Source organism: Sphingomonas profundi (genome assembly GCF_009739515.1).
GTDB lineage: Bacteria > Pseudomonadota > Alphaproteobacteria > Sphingomonadales > Sphingomonadaceae > Alterirhizorhabdus > Alterirhizorhabdus profundi.
Genome location: NZ_CP046535.1, coordinates 693,010 through 717,770, shown reverse-complemented (window position 1 = coordinate 717,770; position 24,761 = coordinate 693,010). Strand labels below are relative to the sequence as shown.

21 protein-coding genes and 1 riboswitch are annotated in these 24,761 nt (G+C 70.8%); of the genes, 17 read left to right on the top strand and 4 right to left on the bottom strand.

The features are described from left to right. Positions 1-2: 2 nt before the first annotated feature. The 4 genes from GNT64_RS21495 to cobO are packed head-to-tail and all read left to right on the top strand — an operon-like array spanning position 3 to position 6,359. On the top strand, positions 3-986 hold the full coding sequence (locus GNT64_RS21495) for a DUF6925 family protein (protein ID WP_197277268.1): 984 nt from the start codon (positions 3-5) through the stop codon (positions 984-986). Next, the gene (cobW, locus tag GNT64_RS03285) at positions 983-2,017 is read left to right on the top strand and encodes a cobalamin biosynthesis protein CobW (protein WP_197277375.1); all 1,035 of its coding nucleotides are present in this window, start codon (positions 983-985) and stop codon (positions 2,015-2,017) included. Before GNT64_RS21495 ends, cobW begins: the two co-directional genes overlap by 4 nt. Beyond that, complete coding sequence (gene cobN, locus GNT64_RS03280) at positions 2,017-5,748, top strand: cobaltochelatase subunit CobN (RefSeq protein ID WP_156678210.1); 3,732 nt, start codon at positions 2,017-2,019, stop codon at positions 5,746-5,748. The genes cobW and cobN overlap by 1 nt, the downstream gene beginning before the upstream one ends. A gap of 2 nt (positions 5,749-5,750) precedes the next feature. Further along, positions 5,751-6,359, top strand: coding sequence for a cob(I)yrinic acid a,c-diamide adenosyltransferase (gene cobO, locus GNT64_RS03275; RefSeq protein ID WP_156678209.1), 609 nt, complete (start codon positions 5,751-5,753; stop codon positions 6,357-6,359). Here cobO and GNT64_RS03270 read toward each other — a convergent pair. Then, on the bottom strand, positions 6,331-7,203 hold the full coding sequence (locus GNT64_RS03270) for an ABC transporter substrate-binding protein (protein WP_156678208.1): 873 nt from the start codon (positions 7,201-7,203) through the stop codon (positions 6,331-6,333). The genes cobO and GNT64_RS03270 overlap by 29 nt on opposite strands. A gap of 140 nt (positions 7,204-7,343) precedes the next feature. Next, a riboswitch (cobalamin riboswitch) is annotated at positions 7,344-7,537 on the top strand. Between the two features lie 140 nt (positions 7,538-7,677). Between GNT64_RS03270 and GNT64_RS03265 the strand changes: the two genes are divergently transcribed. From GNT64_RS03265 to GNT64_RS03205, 13 genes are all read left to right on the top strand, one after another. Beyond that, positions 7,678-9,636 carry a TonB-dependent receptor plug domain-containing protein gene (locus GNT64_RS03265; protein WP_156678207.1) on the top strand — a complete coding sequence of 653 codons (1,959 nt, stop codon included), beginning with the start codon at positions 7,678-7,680 and terminating at the stop codon, positions 9,634-9,636. 82 nt (positions 9,637-9,718) lie between these two features. After that, on the top strand, positions 9,719-10,126 hold the full coding sequence (locus GNT64_RS03260) for a DUF1636 domain-containing protein (RefSeq protein ID WP_156678206.1): 408 nt from the start codon (positions 9,719-9,721) through the stop codon (positions 10,124-10,126). After that, positions 10,123-11,136: a nicotinate-nucleotide--dimethylbenzimidazole phosphoribosyltransferase gene (cobT, locus tag GNT64_RS03255; protein ID WP_156678205.1), complete on the top strand. Its 1,014-nt coding sequence runs from the start codon at positions 10,123-10,125 to the stop codon at positions 11,134-11,136. The genes GNT64_RS03260 and cobT overlap by 4 nt, the downstream gene beginning before the upstream one ends. Continuing rightward, positions 11,133-11,702: a histidine phosphatase family protein gene (locus GNT64_RS03250; protein ID WP_156678204.1), complete on the top strand. Its 570-nt coding sequence runs from the start codon at positions 11,133-11,135 to the stop codon at positions 11,700-11,702. The genes cobT and GNT64_RS03250 overlap by 4 nt, the downstream gene beginning before the upstream one ends. Continuing rightward, the gene (cobS, locus tag GNT64_RS03245) at positions 11,699-12,418 is read left to right on the top strand and encodes an adenosylcobinamide-GDP ribazoletransferase (protein ID WP_156678203.1); all 720 of its coding nucleotides are present in this window, start codon (positions 11,699-11,701) and stop codon (positions 12,416-12,418) included. The genes GNT64_RS03250 and cobS overlap by 4 nt, the downstream gene beginning before the upstream one ends. Beyond that, a complete protein-coding gene (locus GNT64_RS03240; protein WP_156678202.1) occupies positions 12,415-13,395 on the top strand; it encodes an aminotransferase class I/II-fold pyridoxal phosphate-dependent enzyme in 981 nt (326 codons plus the stop codon). Before cobS ends, GNT64_RS03240 begins: the two co-directional genes overlap by 4 nt. After that, positions 13,388-14,326, top strand: coding sequence for an adenosylcobinamide-phosphate synthase CbiB (gene cbiB, locus GNT64_RS03235; RefSeq protein WP_156678201.1), 939 nt, complete (start codon positions 13,388-13,390; stop codon positions 14,324-14,326). The genes GNT64_RS03240 and cbiB overlap by 8 nt, the downstream gene beginning before the upstream one ends. Beyond that, positions 14,314-15,789: a cobyric acid synthase gene (locus GNT64_RS03230; protein ID WP_156678200.1), complete on the top strand. Its 1,476-nt coding sequence runs from the start codon at positions 14,314-14,316 to the stop codon at positions 15,787-15,789. The genes cbiB and GNT64_RS03230 overlap by 13 nt, the downstream gene beginning before the upstream one ends. After that, entirely contained in the window at positions 15,786-16,292 is a 507-nt protein-coding gene (gene cobU / locus GNT64_RS03225; protein ID WP_156678199.1) for a bifunctional adenosylcobinamide kinase/adenosylcobinamide-phosphate guanylyltransferase, read from the top strand. Before GNT64_RS03230 ends, cobU begins: the two co-directional genes overlap by 4 nt. Positions 16,293-16,484: 192 nt before the next feature. Beyond that, positions 16,485-18,911: a PAS domain-containing protein gene (locus tag GNT64_RS03220; protein ID WP_197277267.1), complete on the top strand. Its 2,427-nt coding sequence runs from the start codon at positions 16,485-16,487 to the stop codon at positions 18,909-18,911. Positions 18,912-18,950: 39 nt separating this feature from the next. Beyond that, entirely contained in the window at positions 18,951-20,114 is a 1,164-nt protein-coding gene (uvsE, locus tag GNT64_RS03215; RefSeq protein WP_156678198.1) for a UV DNA damage repair endonuclease UvsE, read from the top strand. After that, positions 20,111-20,662 (top strand): uracil-DNA glycosylase, encoded by a 552-nt coding sequence (locus GNT64_RS03210; protein WP_156678197.1) that lies wholly within the window; start codon positions 20,111-20,113, stop codon positions 20,660-20,662. Before uvsE ends, GNT64_RS03210 begins: the two co-directional genes overlap by 4 nt. 44 nt (positions 20,663-20,706) lie before the next feature. Next, positions 20,707-21,798 carry an ABC transporter ATP-binding protein gene (locus tag GNT64_RS03205; protein WP_277873258.1) on the top strand — a complete coding sequence of 364 codons (1,092 nt, stop codon included), beginning with the start codon at positions 20,707-20,709 and terminating at the stop codon, positions 21,796-21,798. Here GNT64_RS03205 and GNT64_RS03200 read toward each other — a convergent pair. The 3 genes from GNT64_RS03200 to GNT64_RS03190 are packed head-to-tail and all read right to left on the bottom strand — an operon-like array spanning position 21,788 to position 24,734. Next, positions 21,788-22,636, bottom strand: a complete 849-nt coding sequence (locus GNT64_RS03200) for a carbohydrate ABC transporter permease (protein WP_231639222.1) — start codon at positions 22,634-22,636, stop codon at positions 21,788-21,790. The two genes, GNT64_RS03205 and GNT64_RS03200, sit on opposite strands and share 11 nt — an antisense overlap. Next, entirely contained in the window at positions 22,627-23,508 is an 882-nt protein-coding gene (locus GNT64_RS03195; RefSeq protein WP_156678195.1) for a carbohydrate ABC transporter permease, read from the bottom strand. Before GNT64_RS03195 ends, GNT64_RS03200 begins: the two co-directional genes overlap by 10 nt. After that, positions 23,505-24,734: an extracellular solute-binding protein gene (locus GNT64_RS03190; protein WP_197277266.1), complete on the bottom strand. Its 1,230-nt coding sequence runs from the start codon at positions 24,732-24,734 to the stop codon at positions 23,505-23,507. Before GNT64_RS03190 ends, GNT64_RS03195 begins: the two co-directional genes overlap by 4 nt. Positions 24,735-24,761: the final 27 nt, after the last annotated feature.

Below are 24,761 nucleotides of genomic sequence, written 5' to 3'. Positions count from 1 at the left end.
TCATGGAGCCAGCGAGCCTGGAGTTGCTCGGAACCCTCGTCCGGGATCCCGCCAATGGCTGGAGCATCGGCAGCTTCGGCGCGATCGGCGAGTTCGTCCGCGACGCCGACGAGCCCGCAAGCATCGAGGAGAGCGACCGCCGCATCGAGACCACGACGGCACGCGGCGCGATGCGGATTTCGACGGTAGAGCCCCTGCGGCCGATCGCTTGGGACGGGCTTGCCGCCGATGGCGAGGGCTGGAGCCACACCCTCGCCTTCTGCATCCCACGGCCCGCGACGGCCGGGCGGACGATCCGCCGTCTGGGTGCCGATCGGGACGCCATCCGCGAGAGCGATCGGGATGCCATGCTGTTCGATCTCGGCGTGGGATCGGGCGCGGTCGGCATGTGCCTGCGCACCGCCGATCGGGCTCTGGCCGAGGCGATGATCGCGGCGGAAGGCGTGCCGCTTCTCTCCGTTCCCGCGCTGATGGGCGAGGTGCTGCGCGCCCAGCCGCACCGCGTGCTCCTTTCCCCGGCCGGGCGCATAGAGGTGTTCCAGCCGATCCCGCCGCCGGGCGGCAAGTCTCCCGCAGGGCCGCACACCCACCTTCTGCCGAAGCTGATCGGCACGGACAGGCCGCACTCGGCCAACGTGCCGATCCCCGACGATCTGCAATCCGCGCTCTCGATGCATCCCCGCTCGCCCTGGCGCACGCCGCTGGGCGAGAAGCAGCCCTATGATCCGGCGACCGATCGCGCCTTCGCGCCAATGCTCGCACGCTACGGCTTGGCCGACGATGCGGCGGTGGATGCGGGCCTACTCGACGCGCTGCGGCGCCGCGCCGCCCCGGAGCTTGCCGGATGGCCGGCGACCCGACGCGGGCGGACCAGGGCGCGCATCCTGCTGCGCCGGCTGGCGGCCGCCGGCGACGGGCGCGTGAAACCCTGGCGGATCCTGCACGACCGCGCGCCGGTGGAAAGCGAAGAAGGAGAAGAAGCGTGAGCAAGATCCCGACCACCGTCGTCACCGGGTTCCTGGGAGCGGGCAAGACCACGCTGATCCGGCACCTGTTGCAGAACGCCAAGGGTCGCAGGCTCGCCCTGATCGTCAACGAGTTCGGCGATGTCGGCGTGGACGGCGAACTGCTGCGCGGCTGCAACGACGAGGCCTGCCCAGAGGACGATATCGTCGAGCTGGCCAACGGATGCATCTGCTGCACCGTCGCGGACGACTTCCTGCCCACGATGCAGAAGCTTCTGGACCGGCCCAATCCGCCCGAGCACATCATCATCGAAACCTCCGGCCTCGCGCTGCCCAAGCCGCTGGTGAAGGCGTTCCAGTGGCCCGGTATCCGCACCCGTGCGACCGTGGATGGCGTCGTGGCGCTGATCGATGCCGATGCCGTAGCGGCAGGCCGCTTCGCCACCGACGAGGCGGCGCTGGCCCTGGCGCGCGCCGCCGATCCCTCGCTCGATCACGACAGCCCGCTCGAGGAGCTGTACGAGGATCAGCTTGCCTGCGCCGATCTCGTCATCCTCAACAAATCCGATCTCGTCGACGGCGATGCGCTCGCCCGGATCGAGAGCGATATCGCGGGCGAAACGCGCGGCGGGGTGAAGATCGTGCGGGCGGCCCATGGCGCGGTCGATGCCGGCGTCCTGCTCGGCCTGTTCGCCGGCGCCGAGGACGATCTGGCGGCACGGCCTTCGCACCACGATGCGGAGCCCGACCACGATCACGACGATTTCGACAGCTTCGTCGTCAAGGCCGGCGAGATCGCCAGCATCGAGCCGCTGATCGCGGCGCTGGCGCCGCTGATCGGATCCCACGACATCCTGCGGATCAAGGGGTTGATCGCCGTCTCCGGGCGATCGGCCCGCCTCGTGCTCCAGGCGGTCGGGCCGCGCATCCAGCATCATTACGATCGCGCCTGGCAGGCGGAGGAGGCCCGCCTCTCGCAGCTTGTGGTGATCGGCCAGAAGGGTCTCGATCGGCCCGCGATCGAAGCGGCCCTCGCCGCCGCGCTCACCTGATGCATCTCCTGGCCGCCAGCCCGGGCACGGTCTCGAACGGCGACGAGGCGATCGACCTCGATCAGTCGCCGGGCGAGATCGTGTTCCTGACGGTGGCCGACAGCGAACTCGCCTGCTTCGCGAAGGCGGCGGCGGAACTGGAAGACGAACTGGGCGGGCGCGCACCCTCGATCCGCCTCGTCAATCTGCTGCAACTGAAGCACCCCTACTCCGTCGACCTGTATGTCGAGAAGGTGATCGCCCGTGCGCGCTTCGTCTGCGTGGTGCTGCTGGGCGGCAAGGCCTACTGGCCCTATGGCGTCGACGAGATCGCCCGCGTCTCGCGCGAGCAGGGCATCGCCTTCGCCGCCATCGCCGACGGGCGGGAGCCCGATCTCTCGCTCGATGCCGCCTCCACAATTCCCCGCGCGACGGGCGAGCGCCTGCGCGACTATCTGCGGCAGGGCGGCGTCGCCAACGCGATCGGCTTTCTGCGCCACGCGGCGCGCCTGATCGGCGCGGACATCGGCACGCCTGACGATCCGATCCCGGTCGCCGATGCCGGCCTCTACCTGGCCGGCAGCGAGCGTCCCACGCTCGACGACGTGAGGGCGGGCTGGATCACGGGGCGCCCCGTGGCGCTGCTGTGCTTCTACCGCGCGCTGATGATGGCGGGGACGCTGGATGCCGTGGACGCGCTCGTCGCCGCGCTGGCGGAGCGGGGGCTGAACGTCGTGGTCGTCCATGTCCGGGCGCTGCGCGAGCCCTTCGCGATCGACTGGCTGCGGGAAGTGATCGCCTCGACCCGGCCGGACGTCATACTGAACGCGACGTCCTTCGCCGCCTCCTCCCCCGGCGAGAAGCGCGCTCCCGCGATTCTCGAAGAGGCCGACTGCCCGATCCTCCAGACGGTGTTCGCCGGCGTCGACCAGGCCGGCTGGGCCGCGAGCCCGCGGGGTCTCGGCCCGCGCGACCTGGCGATGAACGTCGCGCTGCCGGAGGTCGACGGGCGTCTCTTCACCCGCGCCGTCGCCTTCAAGGCGGCCGAACGCTTCGATGCGCGGACGCAGTGCGGCATCGTCGTGCCGCGCGTCGCGCCGGATCGCGTCGCCTTCGTCGCCGATCTCGCCGCCAACTGGGCGACGCTGCGGCGAACGATTGCCCGCGAGCGCCGGGTGGCGCTGGTGCTGGCCAATTATCCCAACCGTGACGGGCGGGTGGGCAACGGCGTCGGCCTCGATACGCCTGCCAGCGCGGCCGCCATCCTCGCGGCGCTGCGTCAGGCGGGCTACGATGCCGGCGGCGCGCCGGAGGACGGGGCGGCACTGATGGCGATCATGCTGGCGGGCATCACCAATGCGCGATGCTCGGTGGATCGCCCGCGCGAGATCCACGTCACGCTGGAGCGTTACGGGGAGGCGTTCGCAACCCTGCCCGCGAAGACGCGGGAAGCGATCACGACGCGATGGGGCGCGCCGGAGGACGATCCGTTCGTCCGCGACGGTGCGTTCCACCTGCCCGCCCATCGCTTCGGCAATGTGGTGGTCGCGGTGCAGCCCGCCCGCGGCTACGATGTCGATCCGAAGACGACGTATCACGATCCGGCGCTGGTGCCGCCGCATCATTACCTCGCCTTCCACGTCTGGCTGAACCGCGATTTTGGCGCGCACGCGGTCGTCCATGTCGGCAAGCACGGCAATCTGGAATGGCTTCCCGGCAAGGCGCTGGCGTTGTCGGCCACCTGCTTTCCGGAGGTTTGCGCCGGCCCGGTGCCGCAGCTCTACCCCTTCATCGTCAACGATCCGGGCGAGGGGACGCAGGCCAAGCGCCGCATCGGCGCGGCCATCATCGATCATCTGACGCCGCCGCTGACCCGCGCCGAGAGCTACGGGCCGCTGAAGGCGCTGGAGGCGCTGGTCGACGAATATTATCTCGCCGCCGGCATGGATCCGCGCCGGATCAGTCATCTGAAGGCCGAAATCCTCGATCTCGCCCGGTCCCAGGGCCTAGATGCGGATGCCGGCGCGATCGGCGACGGTGACGACGCGCTGGCGGCGCTCGACAATTATCTGTGCGAGCTGAAGGAGATGCAGATCCGTGACGGGCTGCATGTCTTCACCCGCTCGCCGACCGGGCGGCTTCGCGCCGATCTGCTGATCGCCCTCTCCCGCACCCCGCGCGGCTATGACGATGCCGGCCAGGCATCCCTGCTCCGCGCGCTGGCCGACGATCTCGCGCTCGGCTTCGATCCGCTGGACTGCAGGATGGGCGACGCCTGGACGGGCGCCCGGCCCGATCGGCTCGCGACGGTGTCGGACGACCCCTGGCGCACGCACGGCGACACGATCGAGCGGCTGGAACTGCTGGCGGCGGCGCTCGTCGAGGGCGGCGCGGCGCCGGGGCCGGCCTCCGCCGCGGTGATGCGATCGGTGCTGGGCGACCTTGCCCATCGCGTCGATGAATGCGGCGCGGCGGAGAAGGCGGCGCTGCTGGCAGGGCTCGACGGCCGCTTCGTGCTTCCCGGCCCCTCCGGTGCGCCGACGCGCGGGCGGCCGGACGTACTGCCGACCAGGCGCAATTTCTACTCGGTCGACACGCGTTCGGTGCCGACCGCCACCGCGTGGGAGCTTGGCCGGCGCTCCGCGCGACTGCTGGTGGACGATTATCTTCAGCGCGAGGGGAGCTATCCGCAGGCGATGGCGCTGTCCGCCTGGGGTACGGCCAACATGCGCACCGGCGGCGACGATATCGCCCAGGCGCTCGCCCTGATGGGCGTAAGGCCGCGCTGGGACTGGACCTCGGGCCGCGTGATCGGCTTCGAGATCATGAAGGTCGCGGAGGTCGGCCATCCGCGCGTCGACGTCACGTTCCGCGTCTCGGGCTTCTTCCGCGATGCCTTTCCCGAACAGATCGACCTGCTCGACTCGGCGGCACGGGCGGTGATGGCGCTGGACGAGCCGGCGGAGGACAATCCCGCCGCGGCACGCCACCGCGCCGAGACCGCACGATTGATCGAGGCCGGCGGCGAGGCGAAGGCGGCGGCCCTTCGTGCCGGGTTCCGCGTCTTCGGATCGAAGCCGGGCGCCTATGGCGCCGGCCTGCAGGCGATGATCGACGAGAGGATCTGGCACGATCGCGCGGATCTGGCCGACGTCTATCTCGATTGGAGCAGCTACGCCTACGGCGCCGGCGTGGAGGGCGATGCCGAGCGCGATCTCTTCGCCACGCGGCTCGTCCAGGCCGATGCCGTGATCCAGAACCAGGACAATCGCGAGCACGACCTGCTCGACAGCGACGACTACTACCAGTTCGAGGGCGGCATCGCGGCGGCGGTCGAGCATCTTTCCGGCAAGCGGCCGCGCGCCTACCATAACGACCACAGCCGCCCCGAACGGCCCGTGATCCGGACGTTGGAGGATGAGATCGGCCGCGTCGTGCGCGCCCGCGTCACCAATCCCAAGTGGATCGCGGGCGTGATGCGGCACGGCTACAAGGGCGCGTTCGAGATCGCGGCCTCGGTCGACTATCTGTTCGCCTTCGCCGCGACGACGCACGCGGTGCGGGATCATCATTTCGACGCCGTCCATGCCGCCTTCATCGAGGATGAGGCGGTGCGCGCCTTCATGGCCGAGGCCAATCCGGCGGCCCTGCGCGAGACTGCGGCGCGGCTGGCCGAGGCGCTGGAGCGCGGATTGTGGCGGCCCAGATCGAACAGCGCGGGCATCCTGCTCGCCGAGCTTGCGGGAGGATGACGATGGCCGGGCGAACCGACGAGCAGCATGCCGAGAAGATGAAGAGGAAGCAGGCGGCCCACGACCGGATCGTCGCCGGCAAGACAGTGGAGAAGGGCCTTCTCGTCGTCCACACCGGCAAGGGCAAGGGCAAGACGACCGCTGCACTCGGCATGGTGGTGCGTGCGATCGGCCACGGCCGGAAGGTGGGCGTCGTCCAGTTCGTCAAGGGCGCGATGGAGACCGGCGAGAAGGCGGTCTTCGCCCGCTTCCCGGAGCAGGTCGAGTTCCTTCCGATGGGCGACGGCTTCACGTGGGACACGCAGGATCGCGCGCAGGACATCGCATCGGCCAGAAGGGCGTGGGACGAGGTGCGGCGCATGATCGCCGACCCGGCCTACGACATGGTGCTGGCGGACGAGCTGAACATCGTGCTGCGCTACGACTATCTGCCGCTCGACGAGGTGCTTGAGGTGCTGAAGGCCAGGCCCGAGATGACGCACGTCATCGTCACCGGCCGCAATGCGCCGGACGCGCTGATCGCGGCCGCCGACCTCGTCACCGAGATGACGCTCGTCAGGCATCCGTTCCGCGAACAGGGCGTCAAGGCGCAGCCGGGCATCGAATATTGACGCGGCCGCCCGGCGCGGGGGCGCACGCCCCCGCATCCGCGATCTGCCGTGCGAGGCTGCGCGCCGCATCGACATAAGCGGGGCCGCCGCAGACGGTCCACGCCTGGGGTATATGCAGGCGCCTGATATTCCTCAGCAGCGGATGGTGCAGCATCTCGGTGCCCTGATCGACCACGCGATCGGACGCGCTCTCGACGATGAGGTAGTCGGGCTGTGCCACCATCAGCTCCTCCAGCGTGAGCTGCGAGAGGGCCGGCTTGTCCAGCTTGCCGGCGAGGTTCGCAAGCCCCACCCGCACCATCAGCTCGTCGATCAGGGTGCCCGTGCCGGTGAGATAGCCGCGCCGCTGGTAGTAAGCGGCGACGCCGGCCCGGTGTGGACGCGGCAGGGTTGCGAGAGCGCGGTCCATGCGCGCGATCAGCGCCTCGCCGCGGCGAGGATGGCCGATCGCGCCGGCGACCGCGCGGATCTGCGCGACGATGTCGGCATAGGTGCTCGCGGGCTTCAGATCGACCATCGCGTAATGCTCGCGCGAGAGCGCCGCCATCATGCCGCTGCGCCGCGCCGGCACGCCGACGATCAGGTCGGGATCGATCGCGAGGACTTCCTCGGCCGATCCCCTGAGGATGGGAAGGCCGCGCGCCTGCGCCGCCGCGGCGGACATCTCCGTGCTGGTCGCGTTCCGGGTGAGGCCGGCGATCTGCGACCGATCGGCGAGAGCGAGCAGATACTGGTCGGCGCACAGGTTCAGCGAGACGATCCGCTTCGGCGCGGCAGCGCGGTGCGCGGGCGGAAGTGGGGCGCCGGCGAGCGCGCTTCCGGCGAGCGCAGAGACTACCGCCATCGACAGGCCGGCCGTCGTCAGTTTCCGGGTTCGTCGCGCCATCCCGGCACCTTTATCGACGCGATTCCCCGGCACAAGCGCGGGCACGCCCCCGGCGGGCCGCCCGGCGGTTCCGATTGACGCTTCTCCACCGCTGCCCTATCGCCCCGCTTGCGACAGGTTCCCCCTAGGGGGGGATGAAAACGGGAACGGGGTTCAAGACCCCGGCTGCCCCTGCAACTGTGAGCGGCGAGCCATCGGGCCACATGCCATTGGGATCGAGAGATCCTGAGAAGGCGGTCCGAACCGGCACTGACCCGCGAGCCAGGAGACCTGCCCGTCGCGGTCGTCCTTCGCGCGGACAGGGTGTGCCGAGCGAACGGGGGTGAACCCGAGCGACGACAGGCGTGGCCGCGATTTTCGCGGGCCTGTGTCGTGCGTGCGAATGCATCGACCCAGCCCCGGACGCGGCCCTTTGTCGTGGGTGCCCGTTCGATGTGGAAGTTCGCCAGCCTGTTTTCCCTCCTGCTCTCGGCCGCCGCCCATGCGGAGGAGGCACCGCAGGCCGCGCCACCGCCGGATGCGGCCGCCGACGCCGCCGCGAGTGCGATCATCGTCACGGCGACCCGCGTCGCCACGCCGGCGGATCAGGTGCCCGCATCGGTCACGGTGCTCGACAAGGCGGCCATCGACCGCACGCAGGATATCGGCGTCGCCGATCTGCTGCTGCGCACGCCGGGCGTCAGCCTCTCCCGCAACGGCGGCTACGGCACGGCGACCTCGCTGCGCATCCGCGGCGCGGAGGCCGACCAGACCGTCGTGGTCATCGATGGGGTCAAGCTCAACGATCCCTCCTCGGCCGGCGGCGGCTACAACTTCGCCAACCTCCTGGTCGGCGATGCATCCCGGATCGAAGTGCTGCGTGGCCCGCAGTCGACGCTCTGGGGCAGCCAGGCGATCGGCGGCGTCGTGAACATCGTCTCCGCGCTGCCGCAGAAAGCACTGGAGGGCAGCTTCGACGTCGAGGCCGGTTCCCGCCAGACCGTGAGCGCGCGCGCGGCGGTTGGCGGCAAATCGGGTCCGCTCACGTGGCGGCTCGGCGGCCAGACGTTCACGACCGACGGCATCTCCGCCATCGCGCCGGCATCCGGCGGTCGCGAGAAGGACGGCTATACCAATCGCAGCGTGACCGGCCGGACGCAGGTCAAGCTCACCGACCGGATATCGGCCGAGTTGCGCGGCTACTACTCACGCGGGCATACCGATTTCGACGCGACGACCGGGGACAGCCCCGCCTTCGGCCTGAACCGCGAGTTCGTCGGCTATGCGGGGCTGAACGTGGACCTGATGGGCGGCCGCCTCCGCAACCGCCTCGGCTACGGCTACACGGATACCGATCGCGACAATTACGATCCGCGAAACAGGCGCGCCCGGACGTTCGACGCCGCCGGTCGCAACGAGCGGCTCGAATATCAGGGCAGCCTGGCGATCGTCGATGGGCTGACGGCGCTGTTCGGCGCGGAGAAGGAGAGATCCCGGTTCCGCAGCGTCTCGCCGCCGGCCTCGCTCGCCGTGCCGGTCCCGGCGCCCGCCCGCGGCAGCGCCGGCATCACCAGCGTCTACGGGCAGTTGAGTGCGCGGCCGATCGGCGGCCTCACGCTCATTGGCGGCGTGCGCAGCGACGATCATAGTCGCTTCGGCGCCCGGACCCTGTTCTCCGCCGGCGGCATCTGGTCCTTGCCGACGCACACGATCCTCCGCGCAAGCTACGGCGAGGGCTTCAAGGCGCCGACCCTCTACCAGCTGTTCTCCGAGTTCGGGAACGTCACGCTCCGGCCCGAACGGGCGCATGGCTGGGAGGTGGGCGCAGAACAGGGGATCCTCGGCGATCGCGTCAGCGCCGGCGCGACCTATTTCAGGCGGACCGCCACGGATCAGATCATCTTCAACGGCTGCGGCGCGGGCGCCGCCTTGCCGCTCTGCTTCCAGCCCGGAACGACGATCCGCCGCTCCGGCTACTATCAGAACGTCGCGCGCGCGGAGGCGCACGGCGTCGAGGTGCAGCTGGCGGCGCGGCCCGTCGACGGGTTCACGATCGACGGGAACTACAGCTGGACGGTGGCGGAGGACAGCTCCGCCGGAGCCGCCAATTTCGGCAGGTGGCTGCCGCGACGGCCGCGCGACACCGCCAACGGCTCGATCAGCTATGCCTGGCCGTTCGGCCTGACGACGGGTGCCGCCGTGCGCTGGTCCGGCCACAGCTTCGACAATGCGTCCAACGCGCAGCGCCTCGACGGCTATACGCTGGTCGACCTGCGCGGCGAGTTCGCCGTCAGCCCGCAATTGCGGCTGTTCGCCCGCGTCGAGAACCTGTTCGACGAGGGGTATATGACCGCCTATCGCTACGGCACGCTCGGCCGCAGCCTCTATGTCGGCATGCGTGGGCGGCTCTGAGGATGTTCGTCGCCCGACCGGACACCCGTGGATCGCGTCCGCGCGCCGGCCAGGCCTGCGTGACCAACTGGAGTGAAAGCCGATGCTGAAGCGTGTCGAGGCCGGCCCGGCGGTGGTCGCCTGCACCACCTGTCGCCTGAGCCGGGAGGAGCAGGAGGATGAAGCCGGCGTGCGCGGCGGCGCCCGGCTCGCCGAGGCCCTCCGCGCGGTAAAGGCATCCGACGGGCGCTATGCGGGCATAGCCGTGCAGGAGATGCCGTGTCTATTCGCCTGCGCCGAGTTCTGCACGATCCATCTGCGCGCGCCCGGCAAGATCAGCTACGTGCTCGGCCGCTTCACGCCCGACGAGGAGGCCGCGCGCGCCATACTGGATTACGCCGTCCACTATGCGGCCAGCGAGCACGGCCGCGTGCCCTTCAGGGACTGGCCGCAGGGCGTGAAAGGCCATTTCATCACGCGCTCGCCGCCGGAAGGACATGTCGCCGAATGAGCTTCTCGTCTCCCTCGTGCATCGCGCAGGCGCTGTCGGCCCTGACCGAAGCCGATGCCGATGCCGCCGCGATGGCGCAGGCACGACAGATGCAGCTGACCAAGCCGCCCGGCTCGCTCGGCCGGCTCGAGGCGCTGGCGGTGTTCTTCGCCGGCTGGCAGCGCCGCGAACGACCGGCGATCGATCGTGGCCGCGTGCTCGTCTTCGCCGGCAATCATGGCGTGGCCGTCCATGGCGTCAGCGCCTTTCCCGCTGCCGTCACCGCCCAGATGGTCGCGAACTTCGCGGCGGGCGGTGCCGCCATCAATGCTCTGGCCACGGCGGCCGGGCTGGAGTTCGATGTCGTGCCGCTCGACCTCGATACGCCCACCGCCGATTTCACGCTGGCGCCCGCCATGACCGAGGCCGCGTGCCTCGCCGCTCTGACGGCCGGCGCCGACGCGGTCGATCCCGGCCTCGACCTGATCGTCCTGGGCGAGATGGGGATCGGCAACTCCACGGCGGCGGCGGCGCTGGCGGCGCGCAGCTTCGGCGGCGGCGCGGCGGACTGGGTGGGGCCGGGTACGGGCGTCGACGCCGGCGGCTTGGCGCGCAAGATCGATGTCGTCGATCGCGCGCTCGCCTTCCACCGCGCGGCGCCGCTCGATCCGTTCGAAACGCTGCGCCGTGTCGGCGGGCGGGAGATCGCGGCGATCGCGGGCGCCGTGCTGCGCGCGCGCCAGCTTCGCATCCCCGTGATCCTCGATGGCTTCATCAGCAGTTCGGCCGTCGCGCCGCTGGCTGCGTCGTCCCCGGCCATCACGGCGCATTGCATCGCCGGGCATTGCTCGGCCGAGCCAGGGCATGAGCGCCTGCTGCGCAAGCTGGGGCTCGATCCCCTCCTCAGCCTCGACATGCGTCTGGGCGAGGGCAGCGGCGGGGCCGTCGCCGCAAGCATCGTCCGGGCGGCGCTGGCGGCGCATGGCCGCATGGCGACCTTCGCCGAGGCGGGCGTGGCCGCCGGCGGATGAGCGCGATCATCCTGCATCTCCTCCGCCACGGCGAACCGGAGACGCCCGGACTGCTGATGGGGCGGACGGACGGCGCTCCCACGGCGAGGGGTATCGCCGCATGCGTCGAACAGACGGCCGACCTAGCGATCGGGGCGATCGTCGCATCCGATCTGGCACGGGCGCGGCGTGCCGCCGAGGCGATCGGCGAGCATCATCGGATTGTCCCGTCGATCGACGCCCGGTGGCGGGAGCTCGACTTCGGCGACTGGGACGGTTCGGCGCCCGCCACGATCGATCCGGCGGCATTGTCCCGCTTCTGGGACGATCCCGACGCGCACCCGCCGCCACGTGGCGAACGCTGGTCGGGGCTGATCGCGCGCGTGGCGGCGGGCATCGCGGCGCTCGATGGGCCTGCCACGCTCGTCGTCACCCATGGCGGCGCGATGCGCGCGGCGCTCGCTTATCTCTGCGGGTTCGCCCAACCGCAACTCTGGGCGTTCGATCTGTCCTATGGCGCGCTCCTGACGCTCAAGGTCTGGCCGGGGCCGCGCCCCGCCGCCCAGATCGTCGGCCTCTGGCCGTGAAGGGCCTGATCGTCGCCCTGGGGTTCCTCACCCGGCTGCCGATGCCGCGCGTCACCGTCTCCGCCGAGGATTTCGCGCGATCGATGCGCTGGTTCCCGGCGGTCGGGCTCGTCGTCGGCGGCCTCGTGGCGACAGGCGCGTGGCTCGGCGCGCTGATCGATCCGTGGATCGCGGCATGGCTGGGCCTGCTCCTGTGGGTAGGCGTGACGGGCGCCCTGCATCTCGACGGGCTTGCCGACATCGCGGACGCATCCGGCGCCGCGCACAAGGATCGCGACCGGCTGCTCGCCGTCCTGGCCGATCCGCATGTCGGCAGCTTCGGCGTCGTGACGATCGGCATTCAGCTTCTCGCCAAGCTGATCCTGATCCACGCGATCGCCGGGCGCGGGCTGCTCCCCGTCCTGATCGTCATTCCCTGCGTCGCGCGGATGGGGCCGCTACTGTGGACCCGCACGATGACGCCCCTGCACGACGGCCTGGCGGCGCGCTTCAACGGCATCGTCAGGCCGATCGACCTCGCCCTGTGTTTCGCGGCTTTGCTGGTCGCAAGCTGGTTCGTGCCGGGCCTGCTCGTCGCGCCCGCGATCATGCTGCTGTGGGCCGCCTGGCTCGAACGGCGGATCGGCGGCCTGTCCGGTGACGGGCATGGCGCCGGTATAGAGGTGGTCGAGAGCGCGTCGATGCTGGCGATCCTGGCCTGGGCGGCGGTGCGATGATCGATCGCTGGACCTGGCATGGCGGCGGTCTGCGTGCCGCCCGCGCGCACTATGGCGACGGCGCGCTTCCGTGGATCGACCTCTCGACCGGCATCAACCCGCGCGGCTGGCCCGTACCCGTCCGCGATTTCGACTGGGCGAGCCTGCCGGACGAGCTGGACCTGAGAGGATTGGAGGCGGCCGCCGCCGCGCATTTCCGGGCCGATCCGGCGTGCGTCTGCGCGGTGCCCGGCACCGAGATCGGCCTGCGGCTGATGGACGGCCTCATCGATGGCCCCGCCTACCATCTGGTGCCGAGCTACCGCAGCCATGGCGAGATGCTCGGCGGCAGCGAGCCGCTCGCGGTGGCGCGGGTGGAGGAGGCCGATGGGGCGACGCTGATCCTCGCCAACCCCAACAATCCGGACGGCCGGCTGCTCGATCCGGTGGTGCTGCAGGACATGCTCCTGGGGCGGGGGCGCCGGGGCTGGCTGCTGGTCGACGAGGCGTTCGCCGACACCACGCCCGCTTTATCGATCGCCGGCATCATCGGCGAGGATCGGCGGCTGATCGCCTTCCGCTCGTTCGGCAAGTTCTTCGGCCTCGCCGGCCTCAGGCTCGGTTTCGTCCTCGGTCCGCCGTCTTTTCTCGCGCACGTGCGCCGAAAACTGGGCGCCTGGCCGCTGCCGGCGGCGACCATCGCGATCGGCACCGCGGCCTATCGCGATCGCGACTGGATCGAAGCCGCCTCGAACCGTCTCTTGGGCGACGCCCGGCGTCTCGACGTCATGCTCCGCCGATCCGGCTATCGCCCGATCGGCGGATGTCCGCTGTTCCGCCTCGTCGAGACCGACGACGCGCACGGCCTGTTCGAGCGATTGGCCGGCCACGCGATCCTGACACGGCCCTTCGCCGATCGGCCGCGATGGCTGCGGATCGGCCTGCCGCCGGACGAAGCGGCATTCTCCCGGCTGCGACGGGCGCTCGCGCGTGGCTGAGCCCGTCGCGTCGGTGGCCCTGGTGCTGGACGCCGCGCTCGGCTGGCCGGCGTGGCTCTACGCGCGCATCGGCCATCCCGTGGGTGCGTTCGCCCGCATCATCGGGATGTGCGAACGTCGCTGGAACCGGCCCGAGCGGACGGAGGGCGGACGCCGATTTCTGGGCGTGGTCACGATCTGCATCCTCGTGACGGTCGCGGGCGGCGGCGCCTGGCTGATCCAGTCCGCCATCCACGCCTTCATCGGGCCGGAAGGCTGGCCGCTGGTCGCGCTGCTGGCCTGTCCCGCGCTCGCCCAGCGGAGCCTCCACGATCATGTCCGGCCCGTCGCTTCGGCCCTGACCGCAGGCGATCTCGCCTCCGCGCGGCGGCGGTTGGCCATGATCGTCGGCCGCGACACCGGCGATCTCGACGAGGCCGGCGTCGCCCGCGCCGCGATCGAGAGCCTGGCGGAGAGCTTCTGCGACGGGGTCGCCGCGCCGCTCTTCTGGCTGGTCGTCCTGGGGCTTCCGGGGGTGTGGGCCTACAAGGCGGTCAATACGGCGGACAGCCTGATCGGCCACCGGGAGGAGCGTTGGCGGGCGTTCGGCTGGGCGGCGGCGCGTACCGACGACCTGCTGAACCTGATCCCCGCGCGACTGGCCGGGCCGGCGATCTGCCTCGCCGGCGGCGGCGGCTGGCGGGTGATGGTTCGCGACGCCGGCAGGCACGCCTCGCCCAACGCCGGGTGGACCGAGGCGGCGATGGCCGGCGCGCTCCGGCTGCGCCTGGCCGGTCCGGTCGCGTATGACGGCCTTCTTCGTGACAGGGCCTGGATCGGCGACGAAGGCGGCGCGGACGACGCCGCCGCCATCAAGCACGCGCTGGCGATCTACGTTCGCGCCTGCCTGCTGCTGTGGATTGTCGCGGGAGGGATCGCATGGGTGCGGTGATGCTTCAGGGCACCGGATCGGACGTCGGCAAGTCGGTGCTGGTCGCGGGTCTCTGCCGCGCATTGGCGAACCGGGGCGTGCGCGTGCTGCCGTTCAAGCCGCAGAACATGTCGAACAACGCCGCCGTCACGATCGACGGGGGCGAGATCGGCCGCGCGCAGGCGCTGCAGGCGATCGCCTGCCGGGTCGCCCCGCATACGGACATGAACCCGGTGCTGCTGAAGCCGCAGGCCGATCGCACGTCGCAGCTCGTCGTGCACGGCAGAGTGAGGGGCACGCTGGGCGCGGGCAACTTCCGCGAGGCCAGGGGCGCGCTGCTGGGCGAGGTGATGGCGAGCTTCCGTCGGCTGGAGGCTGCGAGCGACATCGTCGTGGTCGAGGGTGCGGGTTCTCCGGCGGAGATCAACCTGCGAGCCGGCGACATCGCCAACATGGGGTTCGCGCGGGCGGCGGACGTGCCCGTCCTGCTGGTGGGCGACATCGATCGCGGCGGCGTGATCGCCGCGATCGTCGGTACACGCGCCGTCATCGATCCGGAAGACGCGGCAATGATCCGCGGCTTCCTCATCAACAAGTTCCGCGGCGATCCGGCGCTGTTCGAGGACGGCTACCGGCAGATCGCGCAATTGTCCGGCTGGCGCGGCTTCGGCGTGGTGCCGTGGCTGCCGGCGGCCGCGCGGCTGCCCAGCGAGGATGCCGTGATCCTGGAGCGGCCGGCCCACCTTGCAACGCACCGCAAGGTCGTCGCCTGTCCGATCCTGCCGCGCATCTCTAACTTCGACGATCTCGATCCGCTGAAGCTGGAGCCGGAGGTGGAGGTGGTCATGGTGCCGCCCGGCCGGCCGATCCCGGCGGAGGCCGCGCTGATCGTGCTGGCGGGATCGAAGGCCACCATCGCCGATCTCGCGGCCATGCGCGCGGAGGGATGGGATATCGACATACTGGCCCATCGCCGTCGCGGCGGCGCGATCCTGGGACTATGCGGCGGCTACCAGATGCTCGGCCGGCGGATCAGCGATCCCGACGGCCTCGAAGGGCCGCCGGGCAGCGTCGAGGGCCTCGGCCTGCTGGATGTGGACACCCGCCTCTCCCCCGTGAAGGTCCTCCGCCATGTCGAGGGTGTCGCCCTGGGGGCGTCGTTCGGCGGCTATGAGATGCACATGGGCGAGACCGACGTGTCCGCCACGGCACGCCCGTTCGCTTGCCTGGACGGCATCCGATCCGACGGCGCGATGGATGCGGATGGGCTCGTGATGGGCAGCTACGTCCATGGATTGCTGGCGAGCGCGGCGCTGCGCGGGGCGATCCTGTCTAGCCTGGGCGCGCGGTCCAGCGGCGCCGATCATGCCGCCAGCGTCGAGGGCGCCCTCGACGAGATCGCCGCCGCGCTGGAACGCGCCCTCGACATCGACGCGATGATCGCCCTCGCCGCCGATCCCGCCGGGCGCGGGGGGCGGCCATGACGTCGCTGCTGGTGCTCGGCGGCGCCCGCTCGGGAAAGAGCCGCTACGCCCAGATGCGGGCCGAGTCGTTCGGCTCGCCACGCATCTACATCGCCACGGCGGAGCCGTTCGATGCCGAGATGGCGGAGCGCATACGCCGCCACCGCGACGATCGCGGCCCCGCGTGGCGGACGATCGAGACGCCGCTCGATTTGGCCGACGCCGTGATCGCCCGCCGTGGCGAGCGGGCCGTGCTGCTGATCGACTGCCTGACGCTCTGGGCATCGAACCTCATCCACGCCGACCGCGACGCCGAGCAAGCGACGCACCATCTGTGCGCGGCACTGTCCGATCACGATGGATCTGTCGTGCTCGTCGCGAACGAGGTCGGTCTCGGCATCGTGCCCGACAACGCACTTGCGCGCCGGTTCAGGGATGTCGCCGGGCGTATGAACCAGACCGTCGCCGCGTCCGTCGACGAGGTGGTGTTCGTCGCCGCCGGCCTGCCGCTGCGGCTCAAGTGAGATCCGCCGCGGGAGGACCGACATGGCGGCAGCCGGGCGCGCTGTCGCGATCGGGCCGGCGATGGTCGTCGCGGCATCGGAACGCGAGGGGCGCGGTGTCGGTTGATCCCGGCGATGAACCAGGGTCCGATCTGAATGACGAGTGTCGCTGTCGAACGTGAAACGGAAACGAGCCTGCGCGACGGGCGCAGCGTGGCCGAAAGAGTCCGCGCGCACGACTGGGCGGCCACGCCGCTCGGCCCGATGGCGGGCTGGCCGCAGAGCCTGAAGACCACCGTCGATCTGATGCTGGCATCCGGGCACGCCATGTGCCTGGCATGGGGGCCGGAACAGACGTTCCTCTACAACGATGCCTATGCGCCGCTGATGGGCGATCGGCATCCCGCCGCGATCGGCCTCACCTTCGCGCAGGCCTGGCCCGACGTGTGGGCCGATATCGCGCCGCTGGTGCGCCGTACCCTGTCCGGCGAGACCGTGACCTTTCAGGGCCTGCATCTCGTGATGACCCGCCACGGCGGGCGCGAGGATACCTGGTGGGACTTCTCCTATTCGCCGGTGCGCGACGAGAGCGGGGCGGTGGCGGGCCTGCTGAACGTCACGCTGGAAGCGACGGGCCGGGTGCACGCCGAGCGCGACCGCGATGTCGCCGTGGCGCAGCTGCGCCGGAACGAGGCGCGGCTGCGAACGCTCGTCAACGCCAGTTCCGACGTGGTCTACACGATGAGCCCGGACTGGACCGAGATGCGCAAGCTGGACGGCCGCGGCTTCATCGCCGACACCGCTGCGCCCAGCATCAGGTGGATCGACGAATATCTGCTCCCCGAGGATCAGGCCGGCATCCTGGAAGCGATCGGCAAAGCCGTCGCGGAGAAGGGCATCTTCGAGCTAGAGCACCGCGTCCGCCGCGCGGACGGCACGGTGGGCTGGACCTTCTCGCGCGGCATCCCGGTGCTCGACGATCGCGGCGATATCGTCGAGTGGTTCGGGATGGCCGCGGACGTGACGGCGCGGCACGATGCCGTGCACGCGCTGCGCGCGAGCGAGGAGTTCAGCCGCCGGATCCTCGAAAGCTCGGCCGACTGCATCAAGGTGCTGTCGCTGGATGCCCATCTGGAATTCATGTCCGATGGCGGCATGTGCGTGATGGAGGTGGACGATTTCTGCTCGGTAGCGGGCGCGTGGTGGCCCGATTTCTGGAGCGGCGACGAGCATCGCCGGGTGCTCGCGGCGCTGGAGGTCGCGCGGAGCGGCGGCGTCGGTCGCTTCCAGGGCGCCGCGCCGACCTTCAAGGGATCGCCGCGCTTCTGGGACGTCGCCGTCTCCGCGATCACCGACGAGGCCGGCCGGCCGGAGAAGCTGCTCGCCATCTCGCGCGACGTGACGGAGCAGCGCGCATCCGAAGATGCCCTGCGACAGCTGAACGAGACGCTCGAGAGCCGCGTCGAGGAGCGATCGCGCGAGCTGGTGGCCGCCGAGGATCGCGTGCGCCACATGCAGAAGATGGAGGCGATCGGCCAGCTCACCGGCGGCGTCGCGCACGATTTCAACAATTTGCTCACGATCATTCGGTCGTCCGCGGAACTGCTCAGCCGGTGGGAGCTGACGGCGGACAAGCGCCAGCGCTACATCGATGCGATCGCGAGCACGGCGGATCGCGCCGCCAAGCTGACCGGCCAGCTGCTCGCCTTCGCCCGCCGCCAGGCGCTGCGGCCGGAGGTGTTCGACGTGGCGGCGCGCGTCGCCACGGTGGCGGACATGCTGCGCTCGGTCGTCGGCACGCGCGTCGACCTGACGGTCGATCCGGTCTGCGCACCCTGCTTCGTCGAGGTGGACGCCAGCCAGTTCGAAACGGCCCTGGTGAACATGGCGGTGAATGCGCGCGACGCCATGGACGGCGAGGGCCGGCTCGCGATCGTGGTGGAGGAGGCGGCGGGCGTGCCGCCGCTGCGCGGCCATGCGGGCGCGCAGGGGGATTTCGTTAGGATCTCGGTCATCGACGCCGGATCGGGCATGACGCCGGAGCAGCTCGACCACATCTTCGAGCCATTCTACACCACCAAGGAGGTCGGCAAGGGCACGGGGCTGGGCCTGAGCCAGGTCTACGGCTTCACCAAGCAGTCGGGCGGCGAGGTGGAGGTCGTCAGCGAGCCGGGCAAGGGCACCACCTTCCGCCTGTACCTGCCGCGCGTGCAGCCGCCCGCAGAGCAGCGGGAGGACGCGCCCGACGACACGGGCGTCGCCGGCGAGGCGAGCATCCTGATCGTCGAGGACAATGAGCAGGTGGGGGAGTTCGCCGCCCAGCTGCTCGACGATCTCGGCTACACCACGCGCTACGCGGCCAACGCGCGCGATGCGCTGGGCATCCTGGAACGGGACCATGCGACGATCGACATCCTGTTCTCGGACGTGGTGATGCCCGGCGTCGATGGCGTCCAGCTGGCGCGGCAGGTGCAGGCGCGCTGGCCGGAGATCAGGATCGTGCTCGTCAGCGGGTACAGCCACGTCCTCGCCGGCGATGCGCGGCACGGCTTCGATCTGCTGCACAAGCCCTATTCGGCGGACGAGCTCTCCCGCGTGCTGGACGTCGCCCGGCGCGCACGCGGCGAACGCCGCCGCTGAGGGCACGGAGCCGGAGCGGGTGCGCCGCGTTGTGCGACGATGACCGACGATACCAGACCGCTCCGGCTCGGCTTCCCCGTCAAGGTGATGGGGCGGGCGGGCATGAAGACGCAGGATACGCGCCGCTGGCAGAAGAACCCGCACCTGAAATGCTCGCTGGAGCTGCTGGACGCGGTGCTCGATTATCTGAAGGCCGAGCGGCTGGACATGTACCGCCTGTCGTCGGACATCGCGCCCTACGCCACCCACCCGGACATGCCGCAGTTCCACGGCATGGTGGCGGAGAGCGACGCGGAGCTGCGCGCCTTCGGCGCGAAGGCGCGCGCCTATGACATCCGCCTGTCCTTCCACCCCTCGCAATATGTGCTGCTGAACGCGCCCGACGCGGATTTGACCCGCAGGAGCATCTGGGATCTCGCCAGCCAGGCCGAGATGCTGGACCGCATGGGGCTGGACGACGAGGCCGTGATGATCACCCATGTGGGCGGCGTGTACGGCGATCACGAAGCCAGCCGCGCCCGCTGGATCGCGGGGTGGGAACAGTGCCCGGAGCATGTGCGCCGCCGCCTGGTGCTGGAGAATGACGACGTCCGCTTCTCCGCCGCCGACGCGCTCTGGATCCACGAGCGGACGGGGGTGCGGCTGATCTTCGACTATCAGCATTTCTGGTGCCTCAACCCGGAGCGGCTGGACATGCGCGCCACGCTGGAGCGGTTCCTCGCCACCTGGCCGCGCGGCGTGCGCCCCAAGATCCACTTCTCCTCGCCGCGCACGGAGCTGCGCGAGATCAAGCAGAAGATCACCCCCCGCCAGCGCGCCGCCGCCAAGGCCGGGCAGGCGAAGGGCAAGGCGGGCGAGCTGCTGAAGGCGCCGGTGAAGGCGACGGCGCGGGTGAAGACGGTGCTCCGCCCGCCGATCTGGACCGGCCACGCCGACTTCACCAATCCGTTCGAGTTCGCCACCTTCATGCGCATGGCCGAGGGGCTGGTGTTCGACGTGATGATGGAGGGCAAGTCGAAGGATCTCAGCCTGCTGCGGCTGCGGCCCGATCTGCTGCGCTTCGCGCCCGACGTCGCGGCCCGCTTCGGCATCACCGAAAAGGATGCGCAGGCCTATGCCGCCGACGAGGCGCGGCTGGAGCGCGGGGTGGACGCGGACGACGCGCCCGACGTGGACGAGGGACTGGCGGTCGCGGCGGAGTGAGCCGGGCGACGGCCGACCCCCTCGCTACCTTTCGCCGCGCGATCGCCGCGACTGGCCGCCGCGTGCCGGATTTCGATCCGCGTGACGGGGGCGTGGCGGCGCGGCTGATCCTGCTGCTGGAGACGCCCGGCCCCGGCGGCGATGGCCCGCGCCTGGTCTCGCGGGACAATCCCACCGGCACCGCGCGCAACCTCACCCGCTTCCTCGCGGAGGCCAGCATCTCGCGGGCGGACACGATGCTGTGGAACGCGGTGCCGTGGATCGTTCACGCGCCCGGCGCCCGCAACCGGCCGCTGCGCCGTGGCGAGATCCGCGAGGGGCTGGCGATGCTGCCGCCGCTCGTCGCGCTGCTGCCGCGGCTGCGCGTCGCGGTGCTCGCCGGCGCGGTCGCGGCGGAGGCGGCGCCGGTGATCGCGCGGGAGCGGCCGACGGTGGCCGTGCTGCGCATGCCGCACCCCTCCCCCACCTATGTGTGCACCAGCCCGCAGGTGGCCGCCCGTATCCGGCAGACGCTGGCGGAGGCGGCACGTCTGCTCGCAACTGCTTGAATCCGGCCGCGATGCGCGCGACAACGAACGAGAGGGGATCGCCATTGGCACGTGTCGAGATTGCCGGGCTGAGCAAGCGCTTCGATGCGACCACCGTGCTGCATCCCACCGATCTGGCGATCGAGGATGGCGAGTTCGTGGTGATCGTCGGGCCGTCCGGCTGCGGCAAGTCCACCCTGCTGCGGCTGATCGCCGGGCTGGAACAGCCGAGCAGCGGCACCATCGCGATCGGCGACCGCGACGTGACGAACGCGGCGCCGGCCGATCGCGATCTGGCGATGGTGTTCCAATCCTATGCGCTCTACCCGCATCTCAGCGTCGCCGAGAACATCGCCTTCCCGCTGAAGGTGGCGCGCCGGCCGAAGCGCGAGATCGCCGAGCGGGTGGCGGCGGTGGCCCGCTCGCTGGAACTCGGCCCGCTCCTCTCGCGCCGCCCGCGCGCGCTCTCGGGCGGGCAGCGGCAGCGCGTCTCGATCGCGCGGGCGATCGTGCGGGAGCCGAAGGTGCTGCTGCTCGACGAGCCGCTCTCCAACCTGGATGCGGAGCTGCGGGTGCGGATGCGGCACGAATTCGCCCGCCTGCACCAGTCGCTCGCCGCGACGATGATCTATGTGACGCACGACCAGCTGGAGGCGATGACGCTCGCCAACCGCATCGTCGTCATGGCGGAAGGCCGCGTCGCGCAGGTGGGCACCCCGCTCGATCTCTACCATCGTCCGGCCAGCCTAGCCGTCGCGCGGGCGATCGGCTCGCCCGGCATGAACCTGCTGCCGGTGACGATCGTGGCGGACGGCGCGGTGCGCCTGAGCGACGGGCGCACGCTGCCGGTCGACGCGGCGATCCCGGCCGGGGCGGCCGGCCGTGCGGCCACGCTGGGCATCCGGCCGGAACATCTGATCCCCGACGCGAACGGCCCGTTCTGCGGCCCGGTCGAGCTGTTCGAGCGGCTCGGCCCGCTCTCTTTCGCCCATCTCGGCACCGGCGGCGGCGGCGCCGTCGTGGCGCAGCTGCCCGGCGATCGCGGCGTCACCCTGGGCGAGCGGCTGTGCTTCTCCGCCCCTGCGGGCATGGTGCACTTGTTCGACGAGGATGGCCGGGCGATCGGCGTCGGCGGCCGGCCTCCGCTCAGCCCTTGATGCTGCCGCCCAGCAGCCCGGTCATGTAGTAGCGCTGCAGGGCGAGGAACAGGAGCAGCACCGGCATCGTCGTCACCACCGCCGCCGCCATCATCAGCTCGCCATCGGCGGAATGCTCGCGCGATATGGCGGCGACCGCCACCGGCAGCGTGTAGAGATGCTGGTCGGCCAGCACGATCAGCGGCCAGAGAAAGTCGTTCCAGCTGCCGAGGAACATGAACAGCGCCAGGGTCACGGTGATCGGGGCGAGCAGCGGCAGCACGATCGACACGAAGATGCGGCCCTCGCTCGCCCCGTCGAGCCGCGCCGCATCGAGCATCTCGTCGGGGATGGAGAGCGTCGCCTGCCGCACGAACAGGATCGCGAAGATGCCCGCCAGGCTCGGCAGGATCACGCCGGCATAGCTGTTTACCAGCCCCAGTTCCTTGAAGATCAGGAACAGCGGCAGCATCGCCACCTGCCCCGGCACCACCAGGCTCGCGATCAGCAGCCGCAGCAGCCGATCCCGCCCGCGAAAGCGCAGCTTGGCGAAGGCGTAGCCCGCCGGCACCGTCAGCAGCAGGCCGAGCGCGGTGGAGACGCCGGCGACGAACAGGCTGTTCCACAGCGCCGGCATGATCCGGTAATCGAACCACACGCCGTCATATTCGCGCCGGGCGAGCAGCTCGTGATAATTCTCCCACGTCCAGCGGCTGGGCCAGAGCGGCGGCGGGAAGTGGCTGGACTGGCCGCGCGGCATGAACGACACCGTCACCATCCAGGCGAGCGGCGCCAGCGTCGCCAGGGTCAGCAGCGCCACCGCCGCATTGGCCAGGATCGCCCGCCGCCTCACAGCCATTCGTGGCGCCGCCCGATCCGCGTCTGCACCATCGTCACGGCCAGGATCATCAGGAAGAGGATGAAGGCGACGGCGCTCGCCTGCCCCAGATTCCACCATTTGAAGCCCTCGTCGAACATGAAGTACAGCACCGTCACCGTGCTCTGCGCCGGGCCGCCCAGGGTCATCACATAGGGCTCGGCGAAGATCTGGAGGAAGCCCGCCACGCTCATCACCGCCGCCAGCAGCAGGGTCGGCCCGATCGCCGGCAGGGTGACGTGGCGGAAGCGGCCCCACCGCCCCGCCCCGTCCAGCCGCGCCGCCTCCATCAGATCCTGCGGCACGGCGGCGAGCGCGGCGGTGAACACGATCATGTTGTAGCCGAAGATCTTCCACGTCACGAACAGCAGGATCGCCGGGATCGAGGCGCGCGGATCGCCGAGCCAGTCGATCGGGGCGACATGGATCGCGTCCAGCAGCCAGTTGACCAGGCCGAAGCGGGTGTTGAGGAGGAAGCGCCACACCACCGCCGTCGCCACCACGCTGGTGACGTAGGGGGCGAACAGCAGCACGCGCCACAGCGGCTTCCAGCGCACCGTGGCGTCGTTCAGCAGCAGCGCCGCCAGCAGCGATGTGCCGATCGCCATCGGCACGCCCAGCAGCGCGAACAGCGCGGTGTTCGCCAGCGCCCGCCAGAACAGGGGCGTGCGGGCCAGATCGATGAAGTTGCCGAGGCCGACGAAATCAAGGTTGCGGCGATCGGCCAGCGCGTAGATCGAATAGTCCGTCACGCTGAGCGCGAGCGCGAGCGTCGTCGGCAGCACGAAGACGAAGGCGATCACCGCCAGCACCGGCGCCGTGAAGATCCAGGCGGTGCGCTCGCCCCGGGTCACGCGATGCGCCCCGCCGCCACCAGCGCCCGCCGCTTGGCGAGCAGGGCATCGACCCGCCGGTCCATCTCGGCCAGCCCTTGGTCGATCGTCAGGAGGCGCCGCACCACCCGCTCGGCGATCAGCTGCACTTCGGCGAGGATCCGCTCCCACTCGACGATCGGCGGCCCGGCGGCGGGCTCGCGCATCTGGGCGGCGAAAGGCGCCATCGCCGGCGTGGCGAGCTGCGGATCGCGCCACGCGCTCACCCGCGCCGGCAGGTTGCCGATCAGGTGCTGGAAACGGAGCTCGCTGGGGATCGAGGTAAGGTGCCGCACCAGCGCCCAGGCCTGATCCGGCTGCGGCGTGGTGCGCGTCACGGCGAGGCTGGCCGCCACGCCGGATGCCGCGCCCGGCCCGTGCGGGCCGGGCATCCGGGCCACGCCCCACAGGTGCGGCGGGATCTCGGCGGCGCGGCGCCTGAGATCGAGGAGCAGCGCCGGCCCATACGGATAGATCGCGAAATAGCCCTGGGCAAAGGCGGCGAGCGGATCCTGCACCTCCGTGGAGAGCACGCGCGGCGCCAGCCCCTCGTCGAACAGCGAGACATAGTAGGCCAGCGCCTCGCGGATCGCCGGCTGGCGGAACGCGCCCAGCGTATCGTGCTCGCGCAAGGGGCGAGCGCCGGTCTGGCCGATAAAGGTGAACAGCGCGTCCCACCAGTTCAGCAGCATCAGGAAGGCGTAATTGTCCGGCGCCAGCGCCTTCAGGCGGCGGCCCATCGCGCGCCAGCCGTCCCAGTCGGTCGCCGGCGCGTCGTAGCCGGCGCGCGCCAGCAGATCCCGCCGGAAGAACTGCACCTGCGGGGCCACCGACCAGGGCACCGCGTGGGCCTGCCCGGCGAAGCGGATCGTGTCGAGCACGCCGGGGAACATGTCGCCGATCAGGCTCGGGTCGCGCACGGCGGCGATGGCGCCGATCATCGCGAACTCGCTGACCCAGCCGTTCGGCAGCATTATCACGTCGGGCAGCGATCCGCCGGCATGCGCGGTCAGCAGCTTCTCGTGCGCCGCCGTCCACGGCAGCGACTGCACCTCCACCGGGATGCCGGTGGCGGCGGTGAAGGCTGGCATCAGGTGCGGCGCGTAATCGCCCTCGTAGCTCATCGCCCACAAGGTCAGCCCCGGCCGATCGCCGCGGCCGACGCATCCGCCGGCCGCCAGCGCGGCCGCCGCCGCGCCGGCGATCACCGCGCGACGCCCTATCCGTTCTGGAGC

Excerpts from the sequence above, each read along its gene's own strand:
- GNT64_RS21495 (WP_197277268.1), top strand. The coding sequence starts at position 3 with ATGGAGCCAGCGAGCCTGGAGTTGCTCGGAACCCTCGTCCGGGATCCC.
- cobN (WP_156678210.1), top strand. The coding sequence starts at position 2,017 with ATGCATCTCCTGGCCGCCAGCCCGGGCACGGTCTCGAACGGCGACGAG.
- cobO (WP_156678209.1), top strand. The coding sequence starts at position 5,751 with ATGGCCGGGCGAACCGACGAGCAGCATGCCGAGAAGATGAAGAGGAAG.
- GNT64_RS03270 (WP_156678208.1), bottom strand. The coding sequence starts at position 7,203 with ATGGCGGTAGTCTCTGCGCTCGCCGGAAGCGCGCTCGCCGGCGCCCCA.
- GNT64_RS03265 (WP_156678207.1), top strand. The coding sequence starts at position 7,678 with ATGTGGAAGTTCGCCAGCCTGTTTTCCCTCCTGCTCTCGGCCGCCGCC.
- GNT64_RS03260 (WP_156678206.1), top strand. The coding sequence starts at position 9,719 with ATGCTGAAGCGTGTCGAGGCCGGCCCGGCGGTGGTCGCCTGCACCACC.
- cobT (WP_156678205.1), top strand. The coding sequence starts at position 10,123 with ATGAGCTTCTCGTCTCCCTCGTGCATCGCGCAGGCGCTGTCGGCCCTG.
- GNT64_RS03250 (WP_156678204.1), top strand. The coding sequence starts at position 11,133 with ATGAGCGCGATCATCCTGCATCTCCTCCGCCACGGCGAACCGGAGACG.
- GNT64_RS03240 (WP_156678202.1), top strand. The coding sequence starts at position 12,415 with ATGATCGATCGCTGGACCTGGCATGGCGGCGGTCTGCGTGCCGCCCGC.
- GNT64_RS03230 (WP_156678200.1), top strand. The coding sequence starts at position 14,314 with ATGGGTGCGGTGATGCTTCAGGGCACCGGATCGGACGTCGGCAAGTCG.
- cobU (WP_156678199.1), top strand. The coding sequence starts at position 15,786 with ATGACGTCGCTGCTGGTGCTCGGCGGCGCCCGCTCGGGAAAGAGCCGC.
- uvsE (WP_156678198.1), top strand. The coding sequence starts at position 18,951 with ATGACCGACGATACCAGACCGCTCCGGCTCGGCTTCCCCGTCAAGGTG.
- GNT64_RS03200 (WP_231639222.1), bottom strand. The coding sequence starts at position 22,636 with ATGGCTGTGAGGCGGCGGGCGATCCTGGCCAATGCGGCGGTGGCGCTG.